14 protein-coding genes are annotated in these 22,652 nt (G+C 54.1%); 1 reads left to right on the forward strand and 13 read right to left on the reverse strand.

Annotated features, from left to right (window positions below; all coding sequences use genetic code 11):
• Positions 1 to 189: 189 nt before the first annotated feature.
• From FHT67_RS17000 to FHT67_RS17060, 13 genes are all read right to left on the reverse strand, one after another.
• A complete protein-coding gene (locus tag FHT67_RS17000) occupies positions 190 to 1,737 on the reverse strand; it encodes an ABC transporter substrate-binding protein (protein WP_167200084.1) in 1,548 nt (515 codons plus the stop codon).
• 97 nt (positions 1,738 to 1,834) lie between these two features.
• Positions 1,835 to 2,770 (reverse strand): carbohydrate ABC transporter permease, encoded by a 936-nt coding sequence (locus FHT67_RS17005; protein ID WP_132307607.1) that lies wholly within the window; start codon positions 2,768 to 2,770, stop codon positions 1,835 to 1,837.
• 11 nt (positions 2,771 to 2,781) lie between these two features.
• The gene (locus FHT67_RS17010) at positions 2,782 to 3,762 is read right to left on the reverse strand and encodes an ABC transporter permease (protein ID WP_167200086.1); all 981 of its coding nucleotides are present in this window, start codon (positions 3,760 to 3,762) and stop codon (positions 2,782 to 2,784) included.
• 101 nt (positions 3,763 to 3,863) lie between these two features.
• Positions 3,864 to 5,468, reverse strand: coding sequence for a response regulator transcription factor (locus tag FHT67_RS17015; RefSeq protein ID WP_167200089.1), 1,605 nt, complete (start codon positions 5,466 to 5,468; stop codon positions 3,864 to 3,866).
• Between the two features lie 2 nt (positions 5,469 to 5,470).
• On the reverse strand, positions 5,471 to 7,183 hold the full coding sequence (locus FHT67_RS17020) for a sensor histidine kinase (protein WP_167200092.1): 1,713 nt from the start codon (positions 7,181 to 7,183) through the stop codon (positions 5,471 to 5,473).
• A 215-nt stretch (positions 7,184 to 7,398) separates the two neighbouring features.
• Positions 7,399 to 9,408: a GxGYxYP domain-containing protein gene (locus tag FHT67_RS17025; RefSeq protein ID WP_167200095.1), complete on the reverse strand. Its 2,010-nt coding sequence runs from the start codon at positions 9,406 to 9,408 to the stop codon at positions 7,399 to 7,401.
• Positions 9,409 to 9,438: 30 nt separating this feature from the next.
• The gene (locus FHT67_RS17030; RefSeq protein ID WP_207918145.1) at positions 9,439 to 11,619 is read right to left on the reverse strand and encodes a DUF4350 domain-containing protein; all 2,181 of its coding nucleotides are present in this window, start codon (positions 11,617 to 11,619) and stop codon (positions 9,439 to 9,441) included.
• A gap of 91 nt (positions 11,620 to 11,710) precedes the next feature.
• Positions 11,711 to 14,710, reverse strand: a complete 3,000-nt coding sequence (locus tag FHT67_RS17035; RefSeq protein ID WP_167200098.1) for an alpha-mannosidase — start codon at positions 14,708 to 14,710, stop codon at positions 11,711 to 11,713.
• Positions 14,711 to 14,987: 277 nt separating this feature from the next.
• Positions 14,988 to 16,451 carry an extracellular solute-binding protein gene (locus tag FHT67_RS17040; RefSeq protein WP_167200101.1) on the reverse strand — a complete coding sequence of 488 codons (1,464 nt, stop codon included), beginning with the start codon at positions 16,449 to 16,451 and terminating at the stop codon, positions 14,988 to 14,990.
• Between the two features lie 93 nt (positions 16,452 to 16,544).
• Positions 16,545 to 17,468 carry a carbohydrate ABC transporter permease gene (locus tag FHT67_RS17045; RefSeq protein WP_132307619.1) on the reverse strand — a complete coding sequence of 308 codons (924 nt, stop codon included), beginning with the start codon at positions 17,466 to 17,468 and terminating at the stop codon, positions 16,545 to 16,547.
• A complete protein-coding gene (locus FHT67_RS17050; RefSeq protein WP_167200104.1) occupies positions 17,465 to 18,463 on the reverse strand; it encodes a carbohydrate ABC transporter permease in 999 nt (332 codons plus the stop codon). Before FHT67_RS17050 ends, FHT67_RS17045 begins: the two co-directional genes overlap by 4 nt.
• A gap of 163 nt (positions 18,464 to 18,626) precedes the next feature.
• Positions 18,627 to 19,760: a GntR family transcriptional regulator gene (locus FHT67_RS17055; RefSeq protein ID WP_132307623.1), complete on the reverse strand. Its 1,134-nt coding sequence runs from the start codon at positions 19,758 to 19,760 to the stop codon at positions 18,627 to 18,629.
• A 163-nt stretch (positions 19,761 to 19,923) separates the two neighbouring features.
• Positions 19,924 to 21,963, reverse strand: a complete 2,040-nt coding sequence (locus FHT67_RS17060) for a glutaminase family protein (RefSeq protein ID WP_167200106.1) — start codon at positions 21,961 to 21,963, stop codon at positions 19,924 to 19,926.
• Positions 21,964 to 22,318: 355 nt separating this feature from the next.
• Here FHT67_RS17060 and FHT67_RS30680 point away from each other — a divergent pair, with 355 nt between their 5' ends.
• Positions 22,319 to 22,402: a hypothetical protein gene (locus tag FHT67_RS30680; protein WP_481856720.1), complete on the forward strand. Its 84-nt coding sequence runs from the start codon at positions 22,319 to 22,321 to the stop codon at positions 22,400 to 22,402.
• Positions 22,403 to 22,652 lie beyond the last annotated feature (250 nt).

Genomic DNA, 22,652 nt, shown 5'->3' on the forward strand with positions numbered 1-22,652 from the left:
ATTGTGATAAGAATAATCTCTTTGGAAAGAGATGTCAACATTAGGTCCGGCGATCGCCGCAAAAAAAGCCGTTGCTCCTACCGCTCGAGGCAGCAAGGGCAACGGTTTTTTTGTGCTTGCAATGCGTACACACCGGATAAGCTTCGGCGGACTGGGCTGCGCGTCCGCTGCCCGGGGTGATTTGCGTTCTTATTTGCCCTTCGCAGCCAGAAAGGCGTCGAACTGCTTCTGCTTCTCGGCGATGACCTTCTCGACGCCGGCGGATTTCAGCGCCGCGATATATTCGGGCAAGACCTTGTCGGTGTCTACCGAGCCGGTCTCCAGCGCTTTCTGGTACTGCTTGATGACGTTCGCGAGCGCGCCGACCTCCGCCTTTACGGAATCGCTGTTGAAGACAAAACCGAGACCAGGCGAAGGTTTGGCTCCCTCGTTGAACGCCTTGAACTGCTCCCACTTGTCGGGTGCTTCGGTGTTCCACACATGGTTGAGGAACTGGTTGCCGAGTTCCCAAGCGACGCCTGGGGCGTATTGGCCGGATTTATCGGTAGGCGTCATGACGTCGCCGCTGAGCGTATAGTGAACGCCTTCGATGCCGAAGTTCAGCAGGTTAACGATATCCTTGTCGGTGTGAAGCAGATTAATGAACATCATGGCCCGTTCAGGGTTCTTGGACGTCGTCGAGATCGCCAGCATGGCACCCGCCGTCTCGGAGGTAGAGACCGTTTTACCGGTCAAATAGATTTGGTCCAGCTTCCCTCCGATACCGGCTGCATTGGCGATTTCCGCCGCTTTGCCGGGCTTGAGCGGCTCGATCGTCGAGAAGACGTTGCCGCCCTTATAGGCGTCGCCGCTCGAGAGCTGCGTGGTCGCGGCGTCCTTGTTGATATAACCTTTCTGGAAGAAGTCGCGGGCGAGCTTCAGATAACGCTTGTAAATATCGAAGTCCTCCATCATCTTGACCGTCGTGTCGCTGTCTTCCTTAGAGATGACGCCGGGAATCGTGCCGTCGCCTAAGGAGTCGAATTCGGTCAGCTGCCCGAACGAACCGCCTTGCATATAGAGAGGAGTCATATCCGGCTTCTTTTCCTTCACCACCTTGTAGATGGCGTCCAGATCCTCTGCCGTCTTCACCGTGCTCAGGTCAAGGCCAAGCTCATCGGCAATATCCTTGCGGTAGACGACTCCGCCTGCGAACGCGAGCTCCTTGTTCGTCGGTATGCCGTAGTTTTTACCGTTGATTTTGGAGCCCTCGAGGAACGATGGATCAAGCGAGCTGACAATCCCTTGGCCGTATTTGCTCAGCAGATCGCCGAGCTCCTTATAGGCGCCCTTGGCGACATTCTTCGAATAGCCGTTCCACTGCGCCGTGAATAGAATGTCTACCGGCTCGCGGGAGGCAATCATCAGGTTCACCTTGTCGTCCCATGCCCCCCAGTCGATCGGAGCGATGTCGATGGTGGCGTTGATTTTCTCCGTCAAAATTTTGTTCAGAGCATCCTCCACCATCGCCTCGTCCGCCTGCGGCGGCCCTTCGTACACGAGCTTCAGCTTGTAGGGCTTTAGATCGGCCGGCGCGTCCGCGCCGTCATTCGCCGCCGCGCTGGCTCCGGCGTTGCTGGCAGACGCTTCATTGCCGCCGGAAGCGGATGGCTGGTTTTTGCTGCAGGCGGACATGAAGAGGGTGATAACGAGCAGGAGCAGGACTACCAGCGAAATTGTTTTTTTCGTCTGCTTCATAAACAGATGGACCTCCCAATAGTCGATTGTATGCTTAACCGGATTGCCGGTTACAGCCTAATGCAAGGCAGATGTTCCGGTCGGTGCGGTGAATGGATCAGCCCTTCACCGCACCGACCGTCAGGCCGCGGACGAAATATTTCTGAAAGAACGGGTAAGCGAACACGATCGGGCCGATACCAACCACGACGAGGGCCATCCGCACGGTTTCGCTGGGAAAGTTGAACATGCCGCCCGCCCTGGCAATCTCGGCCGCAGCCGTCGGATTGCTGGAGAGGTACTGAATATTCGCAAGCATTTTATAGAGCAGATATTGAACCGAGATGTTGTGGTCGTTGGTGATGAAGACGAGGCTTAGAAACCAGTCGTTCCAATACGTCAGCGTCTGGAAGAGCGCCACCGTCGCAAGCACCGGCATGGAGAGCGGAAGGACGATGCGGATGAAGATCCGCAGCTCGCCGGCTCCATCGATCTTCGCCGACTCCAGTACCGCCGCGGGAATGGTCTCCTTGAAAAATGTCCTTACGATCAGAACCCAGAAGGAGGACACCAGAAGCGGCATAATAAGCGCCCAGAGCGTATCCTTCAGGTTCAGCATCTGCACGTAGACGAGATACCAGGGAACAAGCCCCCCGGAGAAGAGCATCGTAAAGAAGACGAAGAAGGTGAAAAATCGGGCATGGGGAAATTGGCTGCGCGATATCGGGTAAGCGTAAAGCGCGATGATCAGCATGCTGAGCACCGTGCCGACGATCGTAACCGTAATCGAGATTCCGTAGGAATACGCGATCTGTCCTATGTCCTTGTACAGGAAGGCATAGGCGGCCAGATTGAACTTCTCCGGGATGAACCGGTAGCCGTGCGTCAGGACGGACCTCTCGTCGGAAAACGATACCGAAAGCAGCAGCAGCAGCGGGATGACGCATAGGGCGGAATAGAGGATGAAGAAGATATTGATGCCGCTTGAAGCTGCGGCGGACAACCGGTTTTTCGGATTTGAGCCCGCAGTGTTTTTGTCGGAGATGGCAGCCATCCGGTTCCCTCCTAGAATAGGGCGTTGTCGCTGTTGATGCGGCGAACGACCCAGTTGGATAGAAAGACGAGCGTGAAGCCTACAACGGATTGGAACAGCCCGGCGGCAGACGAGAGGCCGATGTCGCCGACGGTGAGAAACGTACGGTAGACGTAGGTGTCGATGACGTTAGTCACGGGGAACAAAGTGCCGGATTCCCGCGGAACCTGGAAGAACAGTCCGAAGTCGGCGTTGAATATCCGGCCGATTTGCAGCAGGGTCATGATGGTGATAACCGGCATAATGAGAGGGATCGTGATACTCGTCATCTGCTGCCATTTGCCGGCTCCGTCGATCGTCGCCGCCTCGTAATATTCGTCGTCGATGCCGATAATCGCCGCCATGTAAACGACCGTATAGTAGCCCATGCTCTTCCATGTATTGATGAGCGGCAGGACGAAAGGCCATACCTCTTTCGTGAAGTACCAGCGGACCGAGTCGAGACCGAGGGCGGGCAGAAGCGTGCCGTTCAGATAGCCGTGCTCATCGCTCATGAAGCCGTATACCAGGTAAGCGATGACCGTCATCGAGAGGAAGTACGGCAGGAACATGATCGTCTGATGCAGCTTGGACAGAAAACGGTTCTTCATCTCGTTCAACATAAGGGCGAAAGCCAGCGGGAAAATCAGATTAAGCACGATGAACGCTGAATTGTACAGCAGCGTGTTGCGGATGATGATGTACGAGTCGCTGGATTGAAACAGAAATTTGAAGTTGGTAAGGCCCGCCCAGGGGCTGTTCAGAATACCGATATCGAACCGGACCGACTTGAATGCGATTACAATACCCAGCATAGGGATGTAATTGTTGAAAATGAGCAGCAGCACCCCGGGAAGCAGCATCAAATAGAACATCCAATAGTTTCGGATCAGGTAGGTGAGCGTCCTTTTCCGCGTCCCTTTCCGCGTCTTGGCTCCCTTCGCTTGCAGCGGGGCCGCTTCCGCATTGGCCATGTTAGGTCCTCCTTGTCTATCGTCTATGGCTATAATCGTACACAAAAAAAGACGCCGCACTCTAGCGGCGTCGTTACCACCTTGTTGCTCCGGTGACATTTTTACCGAATATTCTGGTATTTCTTGCGGTAATCTTGCGGCGTCATTCCTGTCGTTCGCTTGAACTGCTTGGAGAAGTGGGAGAAGCTCGCATATCCGACGGATATCGCGATATCGCTGATTTTATGGTTCGTCAGCTTGAGCTCGGATATGGATCTTAGCATGCGCCGATCAACCATGTAGTCGGTGAGCGACTTTCCCGTCTCTTTGCGGAACAGCCGTGACAGATAGGCGGGGTTCAAATAGACATGCCTCGCGATCTCCTCCCGGTTCAGGTCGTGCTGCAGATTCTCTTCGATGTACGTCTGCACCTTGGCGATCGTATTCGACACATCCTTTCCCAGTTGAACCAGGCAGTCCGATGCTTTGGCGGCAAACTGGATCGTCCATGCCTTCATGGCGCCGAGCGACTTCATCGCGTTCTCGCCGCTGTGCCATTCCTCTTCCGCATACACCGTTTCCACGGGTACGGAGCGCCGCTGCAGCACCTGAAAGACCGTGTGGACAAGCCCGAAATAGTAGCTGACCATATAGGCATGGCCGACCTGGTCGAGCTGGAGACGGTCGAACAGATCCTCGATGTGGCGCTTCAGCTCGCCCGTCTTGCCCTGCTCGATGAGGGCCGACCATTCCTGCAAATTAGGCTGGGCGGTAATTGATTTCTTCTCCCGCTTAAAGTCTGATAGACGGAATACCCGGCCGGTCTGGCAGACGTTGGAGCGCTCCAGCTCTCCGAGGCTTTGAGCCCCGAGGCGCAGCGAAGCGACGGGAGCTGCCTCGCCAATGTAGCAGGAGACGACGGCGTACAGGTATTCCGAGCATTTGCGGATATATTCCGTGCACCGCTCCTCAAGGGTACTCTCGTCTTCCTCCGAAGGCTCGTAGAGGAGGGCGAAGAGTATGCCGCCTGCGTCTTGAATTACATGGCCGGAGCGGTCTCTCAGCAAGATGTCCGCCGCGGCGTTCTTCAGCGCGTAGGTCATAATCTCTTCGTCGCGCGCGTTCCATTCCTGCGTCCACTGCTCCACGCTGATCAGTAGCGGCTGTACGCGCTTGCCGATATCAAGCGGAATGCCATACAGCTCGAACAGCGGCTCGAGCTTGTCCGCGGCGGCCGGGATGCGCAGTCCCAGCACGTCTTGCCACAGGCGCTCGACGAGCAGCGGAAGCTGGCGGTTCCACTGGTCGAAATAGTAGGCGTACGTCTTGAGATACGCCTCTTCCTGCTCGCGCCGGCGGACCGCTTCGATGGCTTTCTCCACGCAGCTCTTCAGCACGTCATGATCAACCGGCTTGAGCAGATAATCGAAGCTGCCGAGCTGGACGGCCTGCTGGGCGAAATTGAAGTTGGCGTGGCCGGTAAGGAAAATAGTCTCTGTTTGAGGCGAAGTCTCGTTAACCCAGGTGAGCAGATGGATGCCATTCTCCTGCGGGATGTCGATGTCGGAGATCAGGACGTGAATGGGGTACCCCCTGAACACCTGCCGCGCCTCCTCGGCATCGTAAGCGGTAAAAATATTCGCCAAGGGGAGGGACGACCAGTCGATCCCCTCGACAATACCTCGGATGGCTATATCCTCGTCGTCCACTACAAGCAGATTGTACATCGTCATTCTCCTTTCGGTTCCGGAAGCTCGGGCGGCTCTGTCGAAACCGGCAGTCTGATCGTGACGGCCGCTCCGCCTTCGTCTGTATTTCGGAAATCGATACGCGCGGCACCGTCGTACCGCAGCTTGAGCCGTTGGATGACGTTGGCAATGCCGAGCCGACTCGAATCCGCGGAAGGGAGTCCTTGTCCCTCGTTCAGCCGCTGCAGCACCTCCTCGGGAAAACCGCCGCCGTTGTCCTCCACGGTAATCTGCATAAAAGGCCCGTCCTCCTTCTCGAGCAGCTCGCCGCGGACCCTGATCTCAAAAGGCTTGCGGTGATTGGCGAAGCCGTGGATGATCGCATTTTCCACGAACGGCTGGATCGACAGGGCAGGCATCGGACTGCCCTTCATGTTGTCAGGAATTTCATAGACGCAGCCAAGCTTGTGCGGGAAACGGAACTTCTGAATCTCAAGATAGTTCGCGATATGCTTCAGCTCCTCCTCAAGAGTAATCAGCTCCCGGTTGGTCCGCATGATGAAGCGGAAATAATCGCCTAGATGGAGCGCCATCTTTTTCACCGAATCGGTATCCTTGAGTGCCGCGAAATTATAAATGATGTTCAGGCTGTTCATATAAAAATGCGGGTTGATCTGCGCCTGCAGCTGCTTCAGCTCGATCTTCTGAGCCCTTAGCTGCTCCTCGTACATCCCGATTCGCAGGCTCTTGATCTGCTCCGCCATATTATTGAAGGTGTTCGCGAGAAAGACGAACTCCAGCGTGTTGTTTGTCCGAAGCCGAACGTCGAGCATGCCGAGCGAAATTTTCTTCATGCCGCCGATCAGCTGCTGCAGGGGTTTGAACAGCGTGCGCCGGATGAAGAAGAGGTAGAGAGAGAAGATGAAGATGACGCCAACCGCCATCGCATACGTCAACAATTGGAAATAGGGAAGACCTTGCAAAATATAACTCTCGGGAATAAGGATGCTGGTCGTCATGTCGGCCACCTCGCTGGGCCGGTTCATCATCAGGTACCGCTTGCCGGTCTCCTGGTCCTTCACGAACCGGTACGGCGCGTTCTCGCGAATCAGGTCTGTCCGATTCAATTGCACATGGCTGTCCGCTCCCTGCCCACCCAGACGGGTGCCGTCCGAGCGGTAGATGGCGGCTTCTCCGATATCGCCGTGCGACCATTGGATCGACAGCTGGTTGGCGATCTCCGACATGCGGATAATCGCGCCGACGTACAGTCCGGTATCAGGGACCTCGCTTACCTGCACGAGAAAATTGCCGCCCTCGATTCTCGGGTCGTACCACAGCAGCCAGCGGCCCGGCGTACTCTCGTCCACGATACGCCGGACGTTATCATTTAAGACGTTCTGGAGGATGCCGTACTGGTTCTGGGAGCTGGTGCTCAGGATGAGTTCGTTGGAGTTAAAGAGAAAAATGGTGTCAATCACATTGTATAAGCCGATGTCGCGGTTGATTTTAAGCTGGATGCGAACCTTGGTCAGAACGTAGTTGTCGCTGCCCGGAGGGAAGGAATTGAGCACGCCTACGTCGGTATCGTAGACGCCAAGCTTGTTTAAATAGTTCGTAATGTCGTTCAGCGTCCGGTCCGTATGGTCGGCGAAGATGTCCAGCGTGTTCCGGTAGGTCTCGGTAACCTTGTCGCGGACGACGTTTTTCGCGTATAGATTATTGCCGACGAAGAACAGCACACCGGGGATCATAACGACGAAAAAGCTGATGATCAGCTGGGTCTTAATCGATAGCTTCAGTAAGCCTCTCCTCCTGCCCGGAAAGATATGTTCAGTCTATCAAGCGAAAGCGTTTTCAGCAAGGTGGCATTAGGCCTGTACCTACTCGCCCTTAGACCCTCCTTAACATCCTTATAAAAAAGACAGCCAAGCACCCCAAAGGTGCATGGCTGTCTCTATGGATTTTTTCAAGGCGTCACCGGAAGACCCTTGCTCTCCCTCATCAGCTCGAAGTACACATCCGGGCGGACGAATACAACGTCAGGGTTATCCTTGTATAGATTCATTGCATTCACGAAGTTCTGATAGCTCACCTGCCAAGGATTGGCCTGAATGGAGACAAAAGAAGGCGACTTGCCGTCCCATTTCTTGAGACCGTCGGCAATGCCGTTAGTTAAGTCGCTCTCGGCGCTGCCGTAGGCGACGTTTAACTCCTGCCCCGGCAGCGAGTTACCGTAGACTCCGATGATACCAGTGCCGAATTGCGAAGTGAAACCGAGCAGCGACGGGGCATGCTTGGCGAGTTTTTCCCCAACCTCCGGCTTAATCTCGCCCTTTACGTAGTTCCACACCGTCAGAACGTTTAGTCCCGCCTGCTTCATGTAATCGTTCGTACGTTCGATAAAGCGGTCGAGTCCGTCTTCCTTCTCCCAGAAGTTCGGGTACGTGTAACCCACGCCGGACGGGCCGGAAACAAAAGCATCGTTAGGCGTAGCGTTTTTGTACAAATAATCGAGCAGGCCCGGCATCGTATCGACCATCAGCGGCGAGATCGTCCATCCTAGCGGCACTTCCCCGCGGTTTGGCGTATTCCACACGTTCCAGAAGGCATGCTCCATGTACTGCAGGTTGTCCCCGTCACTCAAAATAAACGAGACATACACTTTGTTCTCGAGCTTCGGCTTCTCCGGCGCCTTCGGCATCGCAATCTTCCGCGAGGTACCGCTAAGCACGCTAAGGTTCGAGGAGAAGTCACTGGCCACCGTCGCAAGTCCGTAATCCGACGTCTTCTTGACGCCCATCCCTTCATCCGGCCACCAGCCGAGATAGAGCCCCGTCCCGTAAGGCATATCCTGCAGAAACTTATCCAGCAGCGATGACTCGCCCTCATCCGCCGGGTTCAGCCACACCACCGCGGCATCCATTCCCATTGCATAATCGCGAAGATAGGATTGGATCCCTGGATCCAGACCCACAATCGCTTTATGCGTGGTCTGCTCCCAATAGCGGTCGTACAAATAACCGTAGACCTCCAGCTTGGAGCCGAATTTGCCGCGCAGGTCCTCTAGGATCGGCAGATTATACGGTTCGCTTGTCAGCTTATCCACGAGGGATGGCGGAGCAACAATGGCGTTTTTTAACCCTGCAATCGTGGTTGCCAGATTGATCGTATCCGGCTGCTGGTCATCGTAGACGACGAGCCCCTTCAGTTCGGACCGGTATTTGTTCAGCAGCTCCCAGTTATCCTTCACCTCGGCATATTTCAGCCCCAAGTCATCCAGCAGGGCGGTACCGGTAGAGCCCCGGACATTGTCCGTATACGAATAGATGCGAGGCTTCGTCTGATTCACGATGCCTTTCAAAGAGGTGAACAATAAATTCTCGTCTTTGCGGAGAGGCCAGAATACGCCAACATCAAACAGCTTCAGCGTGGATTTGCCGGTCCATAACACCTTGAATTCCAGCTCATGCCCTTCTCCCGGCGCGTTAAAAGAAAGCTCAAAGCTTTGCGACGCGTTCGGCAGCCGGAAATCCCAGTTGCGGACTTCCATCGAAGTGAGAACGGCATCCGCCGTCTGGTCCCGAACCTCAAGCGTAGCGACAACGCCGTCCTCATCGGCAAAATTGTCGACCTGCATATTAAACGCAGCTTTTATTTCTCCCGCCGGTATTTCCTTGCGTCCCGTCACGTCCAACATCGCCTTGTCCGCAGCGTCACTTCCCGCTTCCGCCACCCAGCCGTCTCCATCCGCTTTGCCGGTCTCATGCCCAAACGCTTCGTTCTCCGCCTGATAGTAATAGCTGTCCGTCGTATAAATGAGATCCAGTGTTTTGGCCGGGGTCTGGAACGTCGGCAAAGCCTGCTTGCTTGGCCAACTGACCCCTTCCTTCTTCTCCGGCCATGCCAGATACGAGGCTACGGCAGCGACGAGGATAACGGCCAGGGAAATGCTAATGATTTTACCTTTGCCCTTCACTCGATCTTCCTCCCTCTTATAAATAGCCCGTTACCAAATCACCTTCACCGACACGCCGGCCGGGTCATTCTCGTAACGGAAAAGCACCGTCGAGCTGCCTTCATCCCACTTGAACTCCAGCGGCATCCGGATTGATGTACCTGCCGCGCTGAACGCTACGGTCTTCGGCTTGCGCGGGCATTGAAATCTGGCGGACGCTTGAATGCCTTCAGGACCGTAAGCCGTAAAGCCAAAGCCGTCATCGTTTTCTTCCACACGGTCGATACGGGAAGCGGCCGCGATCAGCTGTACGCCGTCCCCCGCTTTGCTTATGTCATAGAGCAGCGCTTGCTCGCCTGCCTTAACCGTGACCTCATCGACTACGGGAAGATTAGCATCCAGCAGATCGACCAGCTTGCCGTTGATTCGGTAAGGCTCGTCGCTCACGGACTCATCCAGCACGGCCGCAATAAGGTAAGGGCCTCTGCGCAGCGCCATGCCGTTCTTTTTCTCCCAGCGGATAGAGTCCTCAGCTTTTGTAATCGCGGAGGCCACTGTCTGTCTCAGCTGCTCGCCCGCTTCCGGAAGGGTCGCGCATTGCGACGGATGAAGAGCCAAGTAAGCCAGGCAGCCTTTGCCCACCGCATATTCTCCCGGCGCCAGAGAGGTCGCAAGGCCAAGGCTTGCAAATAGATGCTCCATCGGATTAGCGAATTTCTTGCTGCCCTGATTCCACCATTCGCGGACGGCGTGGAAGTCGTCGCTGCCGTCGCCGACATAGATCAACGTGCCGCCTTCCTTCACCCATTCCGCCAGCGCATTGTGCAGACCGGACGATTCCGGCTTCATATATTCATAGCTGAGCACCAGGACGCGGTAATCGTCCAGGTAGCCCGGGAATCTTCCGGCATTGTCGAGCTGAACCGGCCGGACGGCTGCGCCATGCTTGAGGAGCGGTAGCGCAAGGCCGTAAAACGGCGACCAGTCCAGCAGCTCCATAAACGCGCTGCCAAGCGCCGACGCAACCTCCGTGCCATCGTATTTGAAGGAAGTAGCTTCCTCGCTCCAATCCGGGTGATTACGCTGATACATCGCCGAATCGGCGAGCAGCAGACCTACCTGCAGGCTGTCCGTCAGCCATTCCGCATCCAGCCCATCCATGGTGCCAAGCACGTTTAACACCGTTTGCAGCTCCGTTGCGTAAGCGGCCGGAATTCTCTCCTTGCCGTTCCCGCCTTCTCTTGGGTATTGCCCCAGATAGATCCTTCTCGGCCAAGGGCATACCTCGTATCGGCTTACATGCGGATGCAGCAGGGATGCGACCAGCGTGCGGATATAATTGCTGCGGTAGTCCTTCCACGTATGCTTCGGATCGTCGGCAATCGGGTCATGCAGGAACCACATTCTGCGGTCGGTGCCGCGGACAAGCTCCTGCATAATGCCGTATTCCAGGTAGGCCGTCTCAAACGTACGCTCCTTGCGGACACCGTTGTAGACGTTTGGCGTTTGCGCCGTTCCCGTCCATACCTGCGCGATATAGCCGTCCACTCCCGGCAGCTCAAGCAGCTTGGATTCCGGGCTGACGATCCGCCATTGCGTATAGTTGATAAGGCTATGCGTCGGCACGTAAAAGCGAATCCGGCGGCCGTACTTCTGCATCGCATATTCCTTGAGGGTGCTGCAAATCCGGTCAAGCGTGCGGGTATACAGATAAGCCTTCAGCTTCGAAGCGCGATACTGCGCGTCTACCGAAGCATGCGGAGCCTGCCAGGGCTCTCGGTAATAGATCTCCCATTCGCGCTTGAACGCATCGGAATAACCGCCCTCCACCCAGAACTCCGGCTCCTCCAGGTGAATCGCCTCTACACCGGCGTCTACGGCGATCCGGATCCGTTCGGTCAGAAAATCGGCGTAAGCGATCGTAGGAACCATATAAGGGATATCCACGGAGGTGCCGTGAATGATATTTTCGTATTTTCGGTTTTTCTGCGCTTCGTCCCAATGCGGCCGGCCGTCGACCTTGCCGTTCAGATAGTCCTGATAACCGCCCCAGGATACGCCCGTCATGAGATGAACCACATAGCCTTTTTCCTTCCATGTCCGGATCCGTTCCTGAAAATCCCCGTGAATGCCATAGACCATTACAAAGTCTGTCTGCAAATCATAGGACGGATGATAGGGTCCACCCTCCTGAAAGCCCGTTAACTCTTCCTGCCGATTCTTTCTGATCATGACTGCAACATCCTCCTCTATCCATCAGCTAATGGCATAAAATAAAACAGGAGGGGGCCTTTACGCCTTCCCCCCTGATCACCTATTCCTATTAAAGCTTCACGCGAAGCGTCTTGATCTCGAACGGTTGGAACGTCAGCTTCGCTCCAGCCTCTCCTATCGTGTTTTCCATCAGATCCACTTCCTCGACGAGCGAGACCGGAATCCCGAAACCAACCGCTGCTTCCGCAAAAGTACCGGACGTTTCGTACAGACGGATGATCAGATCGTCCGAGTCCTCGGCTTTCTTCACCGCTTCGATCATGACATGCGGATGATTCAACTGAACCAGAGAGGCAAACGGAGCCGTACGTCCTGCGGCCGAAGGCGCCCCGGAAGGCTCGGCCACCGTCAGCGGCGTATTCAGCTCATACCCTTTGCGGTATACCTCCGCCTGGATAAAATCACCGCGGTGCGGATAAACCGCATAAACGAATTGATGTTCCGCGCGGTCGGCCATCGGATCCGGATAGCTTGGGCTGCGAAGCAGATTGATGTCCAGCACGTTCCGTTCCGCGCTGTAGCCGTATTTGCTGTCGCTGAGAAGGGCTACGCCATAGTCCGGCTGCGACAGGTCGATATATTGATGCGCGCATATTTCGTCGCGGACGAATTCGATCATCGTGTTTCTTGTTGTCGGACGCTTCAGATAGCCAAATTGAATCTCGCAGTTCACATGGTCGGACATGACCCGAACCGGGAAGGAGACGCGAAGCATCTTCTCCGATTCCTTCCAATCCGCCTTCGATTCGAACCTTACGGTCGTTGCTTCTTCATCCAGCACAATCCGCTGTACCAGCGTGGATTCGCCAAAGCCGTAATGCTGCTCCAGCACCGCCTGGCCCTTCTCAACCGAGAAGGAGCTTTCTTCAAGCCTCATGAAGCCGGCCACCGTCTCCCGGTAATCCCGAGGGAAATCCCAGGCATCGCCTCTGTCGTGATACACGGTCAGCACGTTGGCCTTCTGGCCAGGCATAATCGCTTCTCTGCCTGCAGATTTATCGTAAATGGACTCGATACTTCCGTCCTGTCCAAAGCGAATGCGCAGATTCTTGTTCTCAAGAAGCTGCTCGCCTGCGCTCAGCCCGGATTGTTCCGTCTGCTCCTGACGAAGCTCCGCCTCTGCAAGAGACGCAAAGCCCATTGCCGGCACTTTAACGGCATAACGGCTGCCCTTATGCTCGACAACCTCCTCGCGTTCCCACGGCAAAGAGTTAAAGACAACGGCCTGACTATCACGGGCTCCCGCGAGCTCCGCCACTCTGGCATAGGTTTGCGCAATGAGCTCCAGCGTGCGGCCGTGCATCGCGGCATAACGCTCCAGCGATTCTTCAAAGACGCGAGTAATCGAAGAGCCCGGCAAAATATCATGGAACTGGTAGAGCAGCGTTTCCTTCCAAATGGCTTCAAGCTCCTCGGACGGGTAAGCATTCTCTCCCATTGCGAGCAATAGGGAGGCCGCAAATTCAAGCTCGCGGAGCGATTTCTCCATCTTGCGGTTATACCATTTGTTACGGGCCTGAGAGGTCAGCGTCCCCTGGTGCTTCTCCAGGTACAGCTCTCCGCGGTACGTCTGGAAGCGTGATCTCTCCTCCTCAAGCTTACGGAAGAAAGACAAGGAAGACTCTTGAACAACCGGCGGCAGTCCAAGCAGATTATGTTCGCGCGATAACCGTTCCAGATGCTCCTCGCCCGGTCCCCCGCCGCCGTCGCCGATCCCGAACAGCATCAAGGCATGCTCGGATACGTTGCGGTCGAGATAGCTGTTCTCGATCTTGGCGAGCGATCTTGGCGCGCCCGGGCTGTTGTACGTATCCTCCGGCGGAAGATGCGCCAGCACCTTGCTTCCGTCAATACCCTCCCATTCAAAGCTATGATGCGGATGCGTGTTGTACACGTTCCAAGACAATTTCTGGGTCATCATATAATCGACGCCCGACTTTCTTAGCAGCTGAGGCAAGCTGGCTGCATAGCCAAATACGTCCGGCAGCCACAGCACCTTCATCTCCTGGCCGAATTCCTGCTGGAAGAACCGTTTGCCGTACAGGATCTGACGAACCAATGCCTCGCCGCCGGAAATATTCGTATCCGGCTCAACCCACATCGCTCCCTGCACTTCCCAGCGTCCTTCCTCAATACGCTGCTTGATCCGGTCGTAGAGCTTCGGATAATACTCTTTCATCCATTGATAGAGCTGGGGCTGGCTTGCGCCAAATACGTAATCCGGGTATTTCTCCATATTCGTAAGAACGGTAGAGAAAGTCCGTGCGCCTTTGCGGATCGTTTCGCGGATTGGCCACAGCCACGCAAGGTCGATATGCGCATGCCCAATCGCACTGACCGTCACAACGGGATCGCCGCCTTTTTTGGCTAGCTCCTTGGCCAGAATTTCTCTCGCCTCCTGAGCCGTCTCTTCATTAATCACTTGCAGCTTATGCGCCGCGTCATAGAGGCTTTGAATCAAGCGTTCTCTTCTGGCACCGTTCTCCGGCGTATGCTCGGCGAGCTCGAGAAGCACTTCGTAATCGAAATACAGCTGCCGGATTTCCTCGTGACAGATCGCGATATCGGCTTCCTTCAAGGTGCCGCTTCGGTATTTGCCAAACAAGTCATTGCAGCCGGCATCCGCCCACAGATCAATCCGCTCGCCCGCGGCTTCGTACCCGAGATCAACGACGCGTTTGCCCGGCAGTCCAAGGCTGAAATCGAATTCGGAGTTGATGTTAGTCAGCCCTTGCATCGGCGAGCCTTCCTTATCGACAAGGCACAACTCACCGTTGACGTCGATTAACATTACGGCCTTTTTCCCGCTAAGAGACTCAGGCACAACTCCTTCAAACCGGAACCAGGCGCAATCCCACAGGTTGCCCCATTTCGCGCCGGGCGTAAGCTCGACAAGCTCTCCGGAGGTCCGCTCCGCGTAAGACACCGGCTCCTTCGTTACCCAGGCTGTTACTTTCAGCGCGGAGACAGGTTGGTAGATGGCTTCGCGTATGCGAGGAAGGAGCTCCTTCGCTTTCTGCAGCTTGATTCGTTTCGTTTCGTATGGCATAAAGTCACTCCTGTGAAAAAAAGAGGACTGATTAACAGTCCTGTGGCCGGAAGGATTGGATTAACTGGCTATGAGCACTAGGGGAAAAGGGTATCCTCTTCCGGCCGCTGTTGCCTGAGGGAAAAATGGAATTAGATTTGTTATATGAATTTTCCCTCAGGCAAAGGCGAACGCTTACGCTCCTCCAGAGCATACACCTTCTCCTCCTAGAGCTCAGCCACGTTATCAACACTCCCGGCCGTACAGGACGCGTTAAGAAAGTCCTCTTTTTTGATTTTTATTGTTTGGTGATTTGTTCGGCTTTCTTTTGGGCGTCGTCCAGAATGGCTTTTACGTCGCCTTTGGTCATCAGCGATTTCACCACCGCGTCGCCCCATACTTGCCATACCTTGGAGTTGTCTTTCGCAAAGGTAGGAAGACCTTGGACATTGCCGTTCATCGCTTGGTAATGCAGGTACATTTCCGGATGCTTTTGCTGGTAATCAGGCGCCTCAGCGATTTCCTTCAGAATCGGGGAACGAACGTTGGAGTCCGCAATGAGCTGCTGAATTTCCTTGCTGTACATCGCTTTGATGTACTCGAATGCCGCGTCTTTGTTCTTCGCGTCTTTCGGTACCGAGTGGAAAGCCGCGCCGATCGTTACGTTAGCCGCGCTGCCGTTAGGCGACAGAGGAATCGGCGACATGCCGCATTCCAGCTTGTTGTCTTTGCATTGCTGCACCTGCCAAGGACCATCGATCAGATAAGCAATCTGGCCTTTGTTCCAAGCGTCGAAATACGTGCCTTCCGTATTGTTGACCATCAGCCCCGCCGGATGATCCGCGTTAAGCTCGCGGAGCAAGTTAACCGTTTCTACGTTGGCGTCGGAGTTGAAGGTCGGCTGACCGTTCGCATCGGCATAAGAACCGCCGTTAATTCCGATCAGAGCGCCGTAGCGCAGGTATCCGCCGAAGTTAGGACCGGCGTAAACGCCGCCGCCATAAAACTTGCCTTTGCCCGCTTCCGTTACTTTCTTCGCGTTATCGGCCAGCTCTTGCCAGGAAGTAATCGGCTTCTCCGGGTCGATGCCGGCTTCTTTCACCAGCTTCTTATTCCAATACAGGCTGCTTACCCCAGGCTGCGAAGCAAGACCGTAAATTTTGCCGTCATATTCCATTGGCTTCCATGCCGCAGGCGATACATTCTCTCGGATATCCGCAGCCATATCGTCCGGGAACGGCTCAAGCAGCCCTTGCTGCGCAAAGCCAGGCATTTGAGTCTCGCCTACGATAATATCCGGAACGTTTTTAGCGAGGAAGCCTGCCGTTTCTTTCTGGATCAGCGGCTCGCCCCAGCCCCAGTCTTCGGTTTTAACGCTGATGTTTTTCTCGTGCAGCTTGCCTGCGATAATTTTCTGGTAATGAAGCGGGAATGCCGCTACCGGATTGCCCGGCGTATACGTAACGTCAATGCCGTTGCCCTTCAATTCCTTCTCTTTCGGCGCGAACAGATCGTCCAGCTTGCCAACGCCGATGCCAACGGCCCCTTCGTTCAGAACCGTAATCGTTACCGGATTGCCCGCCCCGGTGTCCGTGCTTTCCGACGGAGACGGTGAAGCAGAAGCGGATTCAGTCGGTGTCGCCGAATTTTGCGGCGAGTTGGTGGCTGCCGAATTATTACCGTTATTGTTACCGCCGCAAGCTGATAATGAGACCGTTAATAGTGCAGTTACAAGCAAGGATGTGATCTTTGTCCTTTTCACATGGAACCCCTCCAGATTAGGATAACTGACTTCTTGCGATTAATATATCATGACTATTTGTTATATTCAATATGTTATAACAAATAATTTCACTTAACCTTTTATACCTGTATTGGCGAGACCCTGCACGATGTATTTCTGGAAGAAGAAGAAAATAAGCAGAGCAGGAACCGTCATGCCAAGACCAAGCGTAATGATAAGCGGCCAGTTCGGAATAGCTCCCGGGCTCACGGCAGCCGAGGACAGCCTTGTGATCGCGGCAGGCAGCGTCTGCAGCTTATCCGAAGAGGTATAGAAGAACGGCGTGGCAAAGTCATTCCAGGTAGCCAGCGCTGTCGTAATCGCGATAAACGCCATAATCGGGAGCTGCAGCGGCAGCATGATTTGGAAGATAATGCGCATGGTGCCCGCACCGTCCACTTTTGCCGCTTCATCGAGCTCGAACGGTATTTTTTCAATGGACTGCTTAACGAGGAATGCCCCCATAATATTCAAGCTTGGTCCGCCGATGAAGTACACCCACCACGTGTCGAGAATCCCGGAGCCCCCGGTAAAAATGTGGTTGCCCCCGGCAAACGGAAAGCGCGCGAATTCCAAGTAGGTCGGAATGAGGGCAATGGTTCCCGGAATCATTTGCGTACCGAGCAGAACGAGGAACAGCTGGTCTTTCCCTTTGAAACGCAGCCTTGCGAACACATAACCGGCCAGCAAAGAAGTCAGAAGCGCCCAGAAGGTGTTGTAAATCGTGCGGTAACCGGAATTAATGAAATATTTCTGTATGCCTGCATCGGTGGAGCCGTAAAACAGGACCGTAAAGTTATGAAGGGTTGGCGCTTTCGCAATCGGGAGTAGTCCGATGATGGAGCTTGTGAACTCGTCTTTCGTGAAGAAGCCGGCCAGAATCATAAAGACCAAAGGGTATAACAGGACAAGTCCGACACCAAGCAGAACCAGGTGAGCGAACAGATTGCCCGGCTTTAGTTGGAACGCGAGCTTTTTGGAAAAGGCTTCTTTCATGCTTTAGGACCTCCTTTTACTCCTTTGATCTTGATCGTTGTGCTTCTGTCCGAATTGGTCGACCAGCGGTAGTACGCAATGGTGACAATAAAGACGATAACGGCCATAATAAGCGAAGATGCGCCAGCCATGCCGAGGTTGAAGTCCCAGAACGCATCGCGGTAAATTCGGAATACCAGCACTTCCGTTTTTCCGTAAGGACCGCCGCCCGTCATGAACAGCACCTGCTCATAGATCTGAATCGCGCCGATCAAGCTCGTAATGACAATGTAGGTCGCAATCGGCTTCAAGCCTGGCAGCGTTACGTTCCACAGCTTGCCCCAGCGTCCCGCTCCGTCGATTTCCGCCGCTTCGTACAAGGAAACGTCAACGGACTGCAGGCCTGCGAGCCAGATCAGCGCCGCGCCGCCCACGCCCTTCCATACGGAGTAAACGACGATCCAGAACACGCCCCAGAAGACGGAATATTGCCATACGATCGGTTCCTTGCCGATTGATTTCAGAAAGTTATTAATAACGCCGTTGTTGGTATCGAGGAGGAGATTAAAAATCTGCGTAGTCGCAACCGTTGACGTAACCGCCGGAATGTACCAGATGGACCGGTAGATCCCTTTGCCAAACAGCGGCATATTCATGAGCAGAGCTGCCCCAAAGCCGGCAATCAGGGTAATCGCTGTGACAAGTCCCCCAAGCCAGATCGATCTCCATAAGGCTTCGTAGTACAGCGGATCGTGGAAAAATCGAACGTAGTTGTCAAACCAGACAAACTTCGGATTAGCCGCTATGCCGATCCAGTCGAAAAATCCAAGGAAAAAGCCAAATAGCGTCGGGAACCCCGACAAGACAAGCCACCACAGAATCATCGGACTCAAGATGGCCGTCGCGATTAATGCATCTTTGTGTCTGACCGCAAACTTTTTGAGAGAGGACTTTGTTGATGCGTTTTGGACTGGCAGATGCAAAGATGCGTTTTCTACAACTTTCCTGTCGTTCATAATCATCTTCCTCCTTGCTTGTTTTAGACTTTCTCAAATGCTATAAACACCCTATTCATTAATTATATTTGTTATATTAAATTAGTCAAATAAAAAAAGAAAACCCGACGCCCCAAAATTGCAAGGGTATCGGGTTTCTCGTATGCTTTTGCCGGGATGGCGCTTAGGCTTTCGCTTTTGCCGTTGTTTTGCGGACAATGAGGGTAGGCTTCAGGATTTTCTTCTCGAATTTAGGCTGCTTGCCTTTGTTCTCGATGACCTGAAGGAGCAGCTGCACCGCTTCGGCCCCCATTTGGTATTCCGACTGGTCGATATGCGTCAGCAGGCTGAATTCCTCGAGCAGCGGCGTCGGATTATCGAACGTCACGATGGAGATATCCTCCGGAACGCGAAGGCCAACCTCCTTGGCAATCGATAAAATCTGGACGCCAAGCGAGCAGTTGAGCGCGATATAGGCGGTTGCCATTTGATTTTTCACGAAGCGGTAGAACGGATGCTCGGCACTCATGCCGCCTCCGTTAATATGAATGTCATTCAGAATAAGCGACGGATTAATCAACGCTTCCTTCTGTTTCATGGCTTCCTGGTAGCCCTGGATCCGTTCGTCCACGGAGACGGTCATCAGCGGGGAATCCGAGCAGATCGCAATATTGCGGTGCCCAAGCTCCCACAGATGATCAACCGCCAGCATCGTGGCAAGCGCGCTGTCCGAAGCAACAACGTTTGTCTCCACGCCCGGCAGGTACCGGTCAATCAGGACAAACGGGTAGTTCTGCATTTTGAGCGCGATAATCTCTTCGTTGTACACCTCGGCGTCGACCGGGAAAATAATAAGCCCGTCAACGGTGTTCTTCATCTCCCGGATAACTTCCTTCTCTTTCTCCTTGGAGTTGTTGGTCAGCATAATCACAAGCGAGTATCCTTTGGCCTTAAGGCCGTCCGTTATCCCCGCTATCAGGCGAATGGCGAAATAGTCGCCAAGCACGGGAAACACGAGGCCAATCTTCACCTTTGGTCCTGCCTGCTCCCCGCCACGGGCGTCGCTGATCGGGCTGACTGCCATTTGCTTCTCCGGGATGCCTTTGACGAAGCTTCCTCTTCCCGGAATCCGGTAAATCCACCCGTCCTTCGCTAGCTCCGCAAGTGCATTCACGACCGTAATCCGACTGACGTCGAATTCGTCCATCAGATCTTTTTCCGTCGGGATTTTATCATCCTCTACGAGCTCCCTGGAAATGATCAGATCTTTGAAATGATTCTGTATTTTGATATACAGAGGCTCTCTATCTTGACTCACAAATAATCCTCCTATCCGGACCGCAATTCATTGGTTATAACAAATATACCATGATCGGGTTTGTTAACAAAGCAGTTATTTAAACAATTGTCTATTTTCCCGTGTAGAGCAAAAACAAGGGCGCACTTCACATGCGCCCCTGTCCGTCTCAGGTTAATGAATTTTACTTTCCTCCGTTGACGGAAGAAACCGCTTGGAAAGCCCTCATAATGCCCTTGTCCTTCAGCACCTTCATGAAGATGCCGCCGACGACCGTCCGGTGCTGGAAGCCGATTTGGCGGGCCGTAACCGTATCCGTCCAGTCGGAGAACTGTACGCGGTCATCGGTCTCGTTCAGCATATCCCAGATCGGGCTTACCAGCTCTTCGAAATCGTTCTGGTTATCCGACAGCGCGGCCGACCAGACAAGCCAGTCGTTCTTCGTATAGTTGGCACGGTTGTCGAGCGGCGTGCCGTAGTCGTTTTTCATCTTCTTATACCAGCTGATTTCGTTGTTAATCATCTCTTTGGAGAACAGCTCCGTGCCAAACAGCACATCCCAGATCAGATTGTACTTGAGGCTCCACGTGCCCTCCGAGCCGAAAGCCAGCTTCGTATGGTCGCCATCCGACGCAAGCTGCTCCCATTGCACGGCCATTTCCTTCGCCTTGGCCATGTAACGGCCAGCCGTTTCTTCATCGCCCTGCAGCTTCTTCAGGATGGAATAGCTCGCTACGCCCATAACCGCCTTCACGGACAGGTTCGCATTGCGCGCAAGGTGGCCGGCAAAGTCGTCCGTGCACAGCTGGTTCTCCGGATCGAGGCCGAATTCGGTCAAGTAATCCGCCCATTCGCCAAGAATATCGATATGGCTGAATAGATAGTCGCGGTTGCCGCCTGCAAGAGCGACGGATGCCGCCATGCAAAGCATGTTGCCGCATTCCTCGACAGGCATTTGTCCTTCGCGCTGGTTCTCGCTGTATACCTGGCCGTTGCCGATCGGGTACTGACCGATATCATGCGGCGCGAATTCGAAGGTCCACGCGTCGCTCTCCGCATATTTCAGAATCGGGCGAATCATCCCTTCAACCAGCTCCGGTGCGTACAGCAGGAACATCGGAACGGATGGGTAGCTGACGTCAACCGTAGCCATGCAGCCGTTGCTGTAGCATTCCTTGGACAGGAACAGGATCTCGCCCTTCGTATCAAGCACCAGCTTATGCGCGGCGATAGCCTGACGGTAGGATAACGCCAGCAGATCCGCATAACGGCCTCCGCCGGATTGCTCGCCTTCGGCAATGATTTGCTTATCAAAAGCAGCGCAGCGCTCGAGCAGACTCTCGTATTCCGAGAATGCGGCCGCGATCATGTCCTGCGTGCTTTGTCCGTTTCGTTTCCAATAAGCCTGCAGCTTCTCGCCGAAATATTCAATCGCGATCACATCGTCGTAAGCGAGCACGGCCAGGCGTTTCTCCGTTACGGCGCCTACGCTGCCGATATTGTAGACGAGCGCCATAACCGGTTGAACGTCGGCAACCACCTGGGCCTCCGTCTGCGCTGGAGATTCGGCTAATTTCTCGCTTCGAACAAAGTTTTTGCGGATATGCGCAGGCGCAATGTAGCCGCTCACTTGATCGGATTTCTCCGCGTTCAGATAGAAGTAGCCCCAGTCAATGCGATGATCGTCGCCGGAACGGTTCACGGGCTCTTGCGTCTCATGAGCGATCTGCAGCGAGATCAGGCCGTCAGTTTCCTGCTTCTTGCTGATCACGGCTTGCTTCGATTGGTCCACGCACCATTCGCCGGTAACGTCGAAGTAGATCTGAACGTCATGCTCCTCGCCATCGGTCGAGCGCACTTCGAACGCCACGTAAGAAGCCGGTCTCGACAGCACGTCCAGGTCATTCAGAAGCAGCGGGGACGTAAAGCGGACGGTCAATTCGATTCCTGCCGATTGGAACACGTAGACCGTGCTGAGCGGTGATACGGATACGCTCTTTTGCTCCATCGCCTGCGGTTCCGTGTAGTACCGCTCCGCATTAGGCTCCACCAGCCCCGCAAACCGCTCGATCATTCCGTCAATCCGGATCAGGCCGGTCATGGCATGCCGTTGTCCCGTCCAATGGCGGGTAAAGTCATCCGTAAGACGGTCTGCTTGGGACCATACACTGAAATAAGGATCTACCGTTACGAGAGGGACTGCAGGGGGACGAATTGCGCTCATGAAAACAACTCCTTTATCATATTAACATTTGTTATAATGGATATATTATAATGCTATATTAAATTTTATGTCAATGATAAAAAAGGCTGGCGCGTTTATCCTATTAAACTATGAGTTTTGCGCTGAGTTTTGCGCTCGGGTGGTCGTATACACAATCCATTTTCATGCTAGGTTCATATTCTTACCTTAACGCTAAGAATGCAAAGGACTGTGTTTATGCGCAATCTAGCAGCGGAGATGTATTTGGAATTATTGAAAAAAAACGATTCTATTCGAAATCTGGCTGGAGCATGAACCGGGCGCCACGAAGGAAAACCGCCTTCAAGGTCTCGATTGGCCCCTGATTGCACATAGCATGATTGGGCGGATCCGGATGAATAACCTTCATATGCCGATGAATGATGTCATTGCCAACAACGTTACTGGCGCGTATCGTTAAGCGGCTGGATTCGGGCTCTAGCCGATGGCTTAACGATGTGGCACATCGTTAAGCCTTCCACAGCAACTCCGCCCACGTTGGATGCACGCCAGCGTATAGATCAATGTTACCCGGGTTTGCGTTCCTACGTTGAACTGCGTACAGCAAAATGAGCTTAATCCCACGCAGATGACCTTAAACTCAGTCATAATCGTGGACGGAATCCAACGTATGGTGGACTAGCATCAGAATAGCGTAAATTTACTCGAGG

It is taken from the genome of Paenibacillus sp. BK720, assembly GCF_011761545.1.
Classification (GTDB): Bacteria; Bacillota; Bacilli; order Paenibacillales; family Paenibacillaceae; genus Pristimantibacillus.

What these genes read in the sequence shown, in the direction of transcription:
- FHT67_RS17000 (WP_167200084.1), bottom strand. Translation starts at nt 1,737, where the DNA reads ATGAAGCAGACGAAAAAAACAATTTCGCTGGTAGTCCTGCTCCTGCTC.
- FHT67_RS17005 (WP_132307607.1), bottom strand. Translation starts at nt 2,770, where the DNA reads ATGGCTGCCATCTCCGACAAAAACACTGCGGGCTCAAATCCGAAAAAC.
- FHT67_RS17010 (WP_167200086.1), bottom strand. Translation starts at nt 3,762, where the DNA reads ATGGCCAATGCGGAAGCGGCCCCGCTGCAAGCGAAGGGAGCCAAGACG.
- FHT67_RS17015 (WP_167200089.1), bottom strand. Translation starts at nt 5,468, where the DNA reads ATGTACAATCTGCTTGTAGTGGACGACGAGGATATAGCCATCCGAGGT.
- FHT67_RS17020 (WP_167200092.1), bottom strand. Translation starts at nt 7,183, where the DNA reads ATGATCCCCGGTGTGCTGTTCTTCGTCGGCAATAATCTATACGCGAAA.
- FHT67_RS17030 (WP_207918145.1), bottom strand. Translation starts at nt 11,619, where the DNA reads ATGATCAGAAAGAATCGGCAGGAAGAGTTAACGGGCTTTCAGGAGGGT.
- FHT67_RS17035 (WP_167200098.1), bottom strand. Translation starts at nt 14,710, where the DNA reads ATGCCATACGAAACGAAACGAATCAAGCTGCAGAAAGCGAAGGAGCTC.
- FHT67_RS17045 (WP_132307619.1), bottom strand. Translation starts at nt 17,468, where the DNA reads ATGAAAGAAGCCTTTTCCAAAAAGCTCGCGTTCCAACTAAAGCCGGGC.
- FHT67_RS17050 (WP_167200104.1), bottom strand. Translation starts at nt 18,463, where the DNA reads ATGAACGACAGGAAAGTTGTAGAAAACGCATCTTTGCATCTGCCAGTC.
- FHT67_RS17060 (WP_167200106.1), bottom strand. Translation starts at nt 21,963, where the DNA reads ATGAGCGCAATTCGTCCCCCTGCAGTCCCTCTCGTAACGGTAGATCCT.
- FHT67_RS30680 (WP_481856720.1), top strand. Translation starts at nt 22,319, where the DNA reads ATGATTGGGCGGATCCGGATGAATAACCTTCATATGCCGATGAATGAT.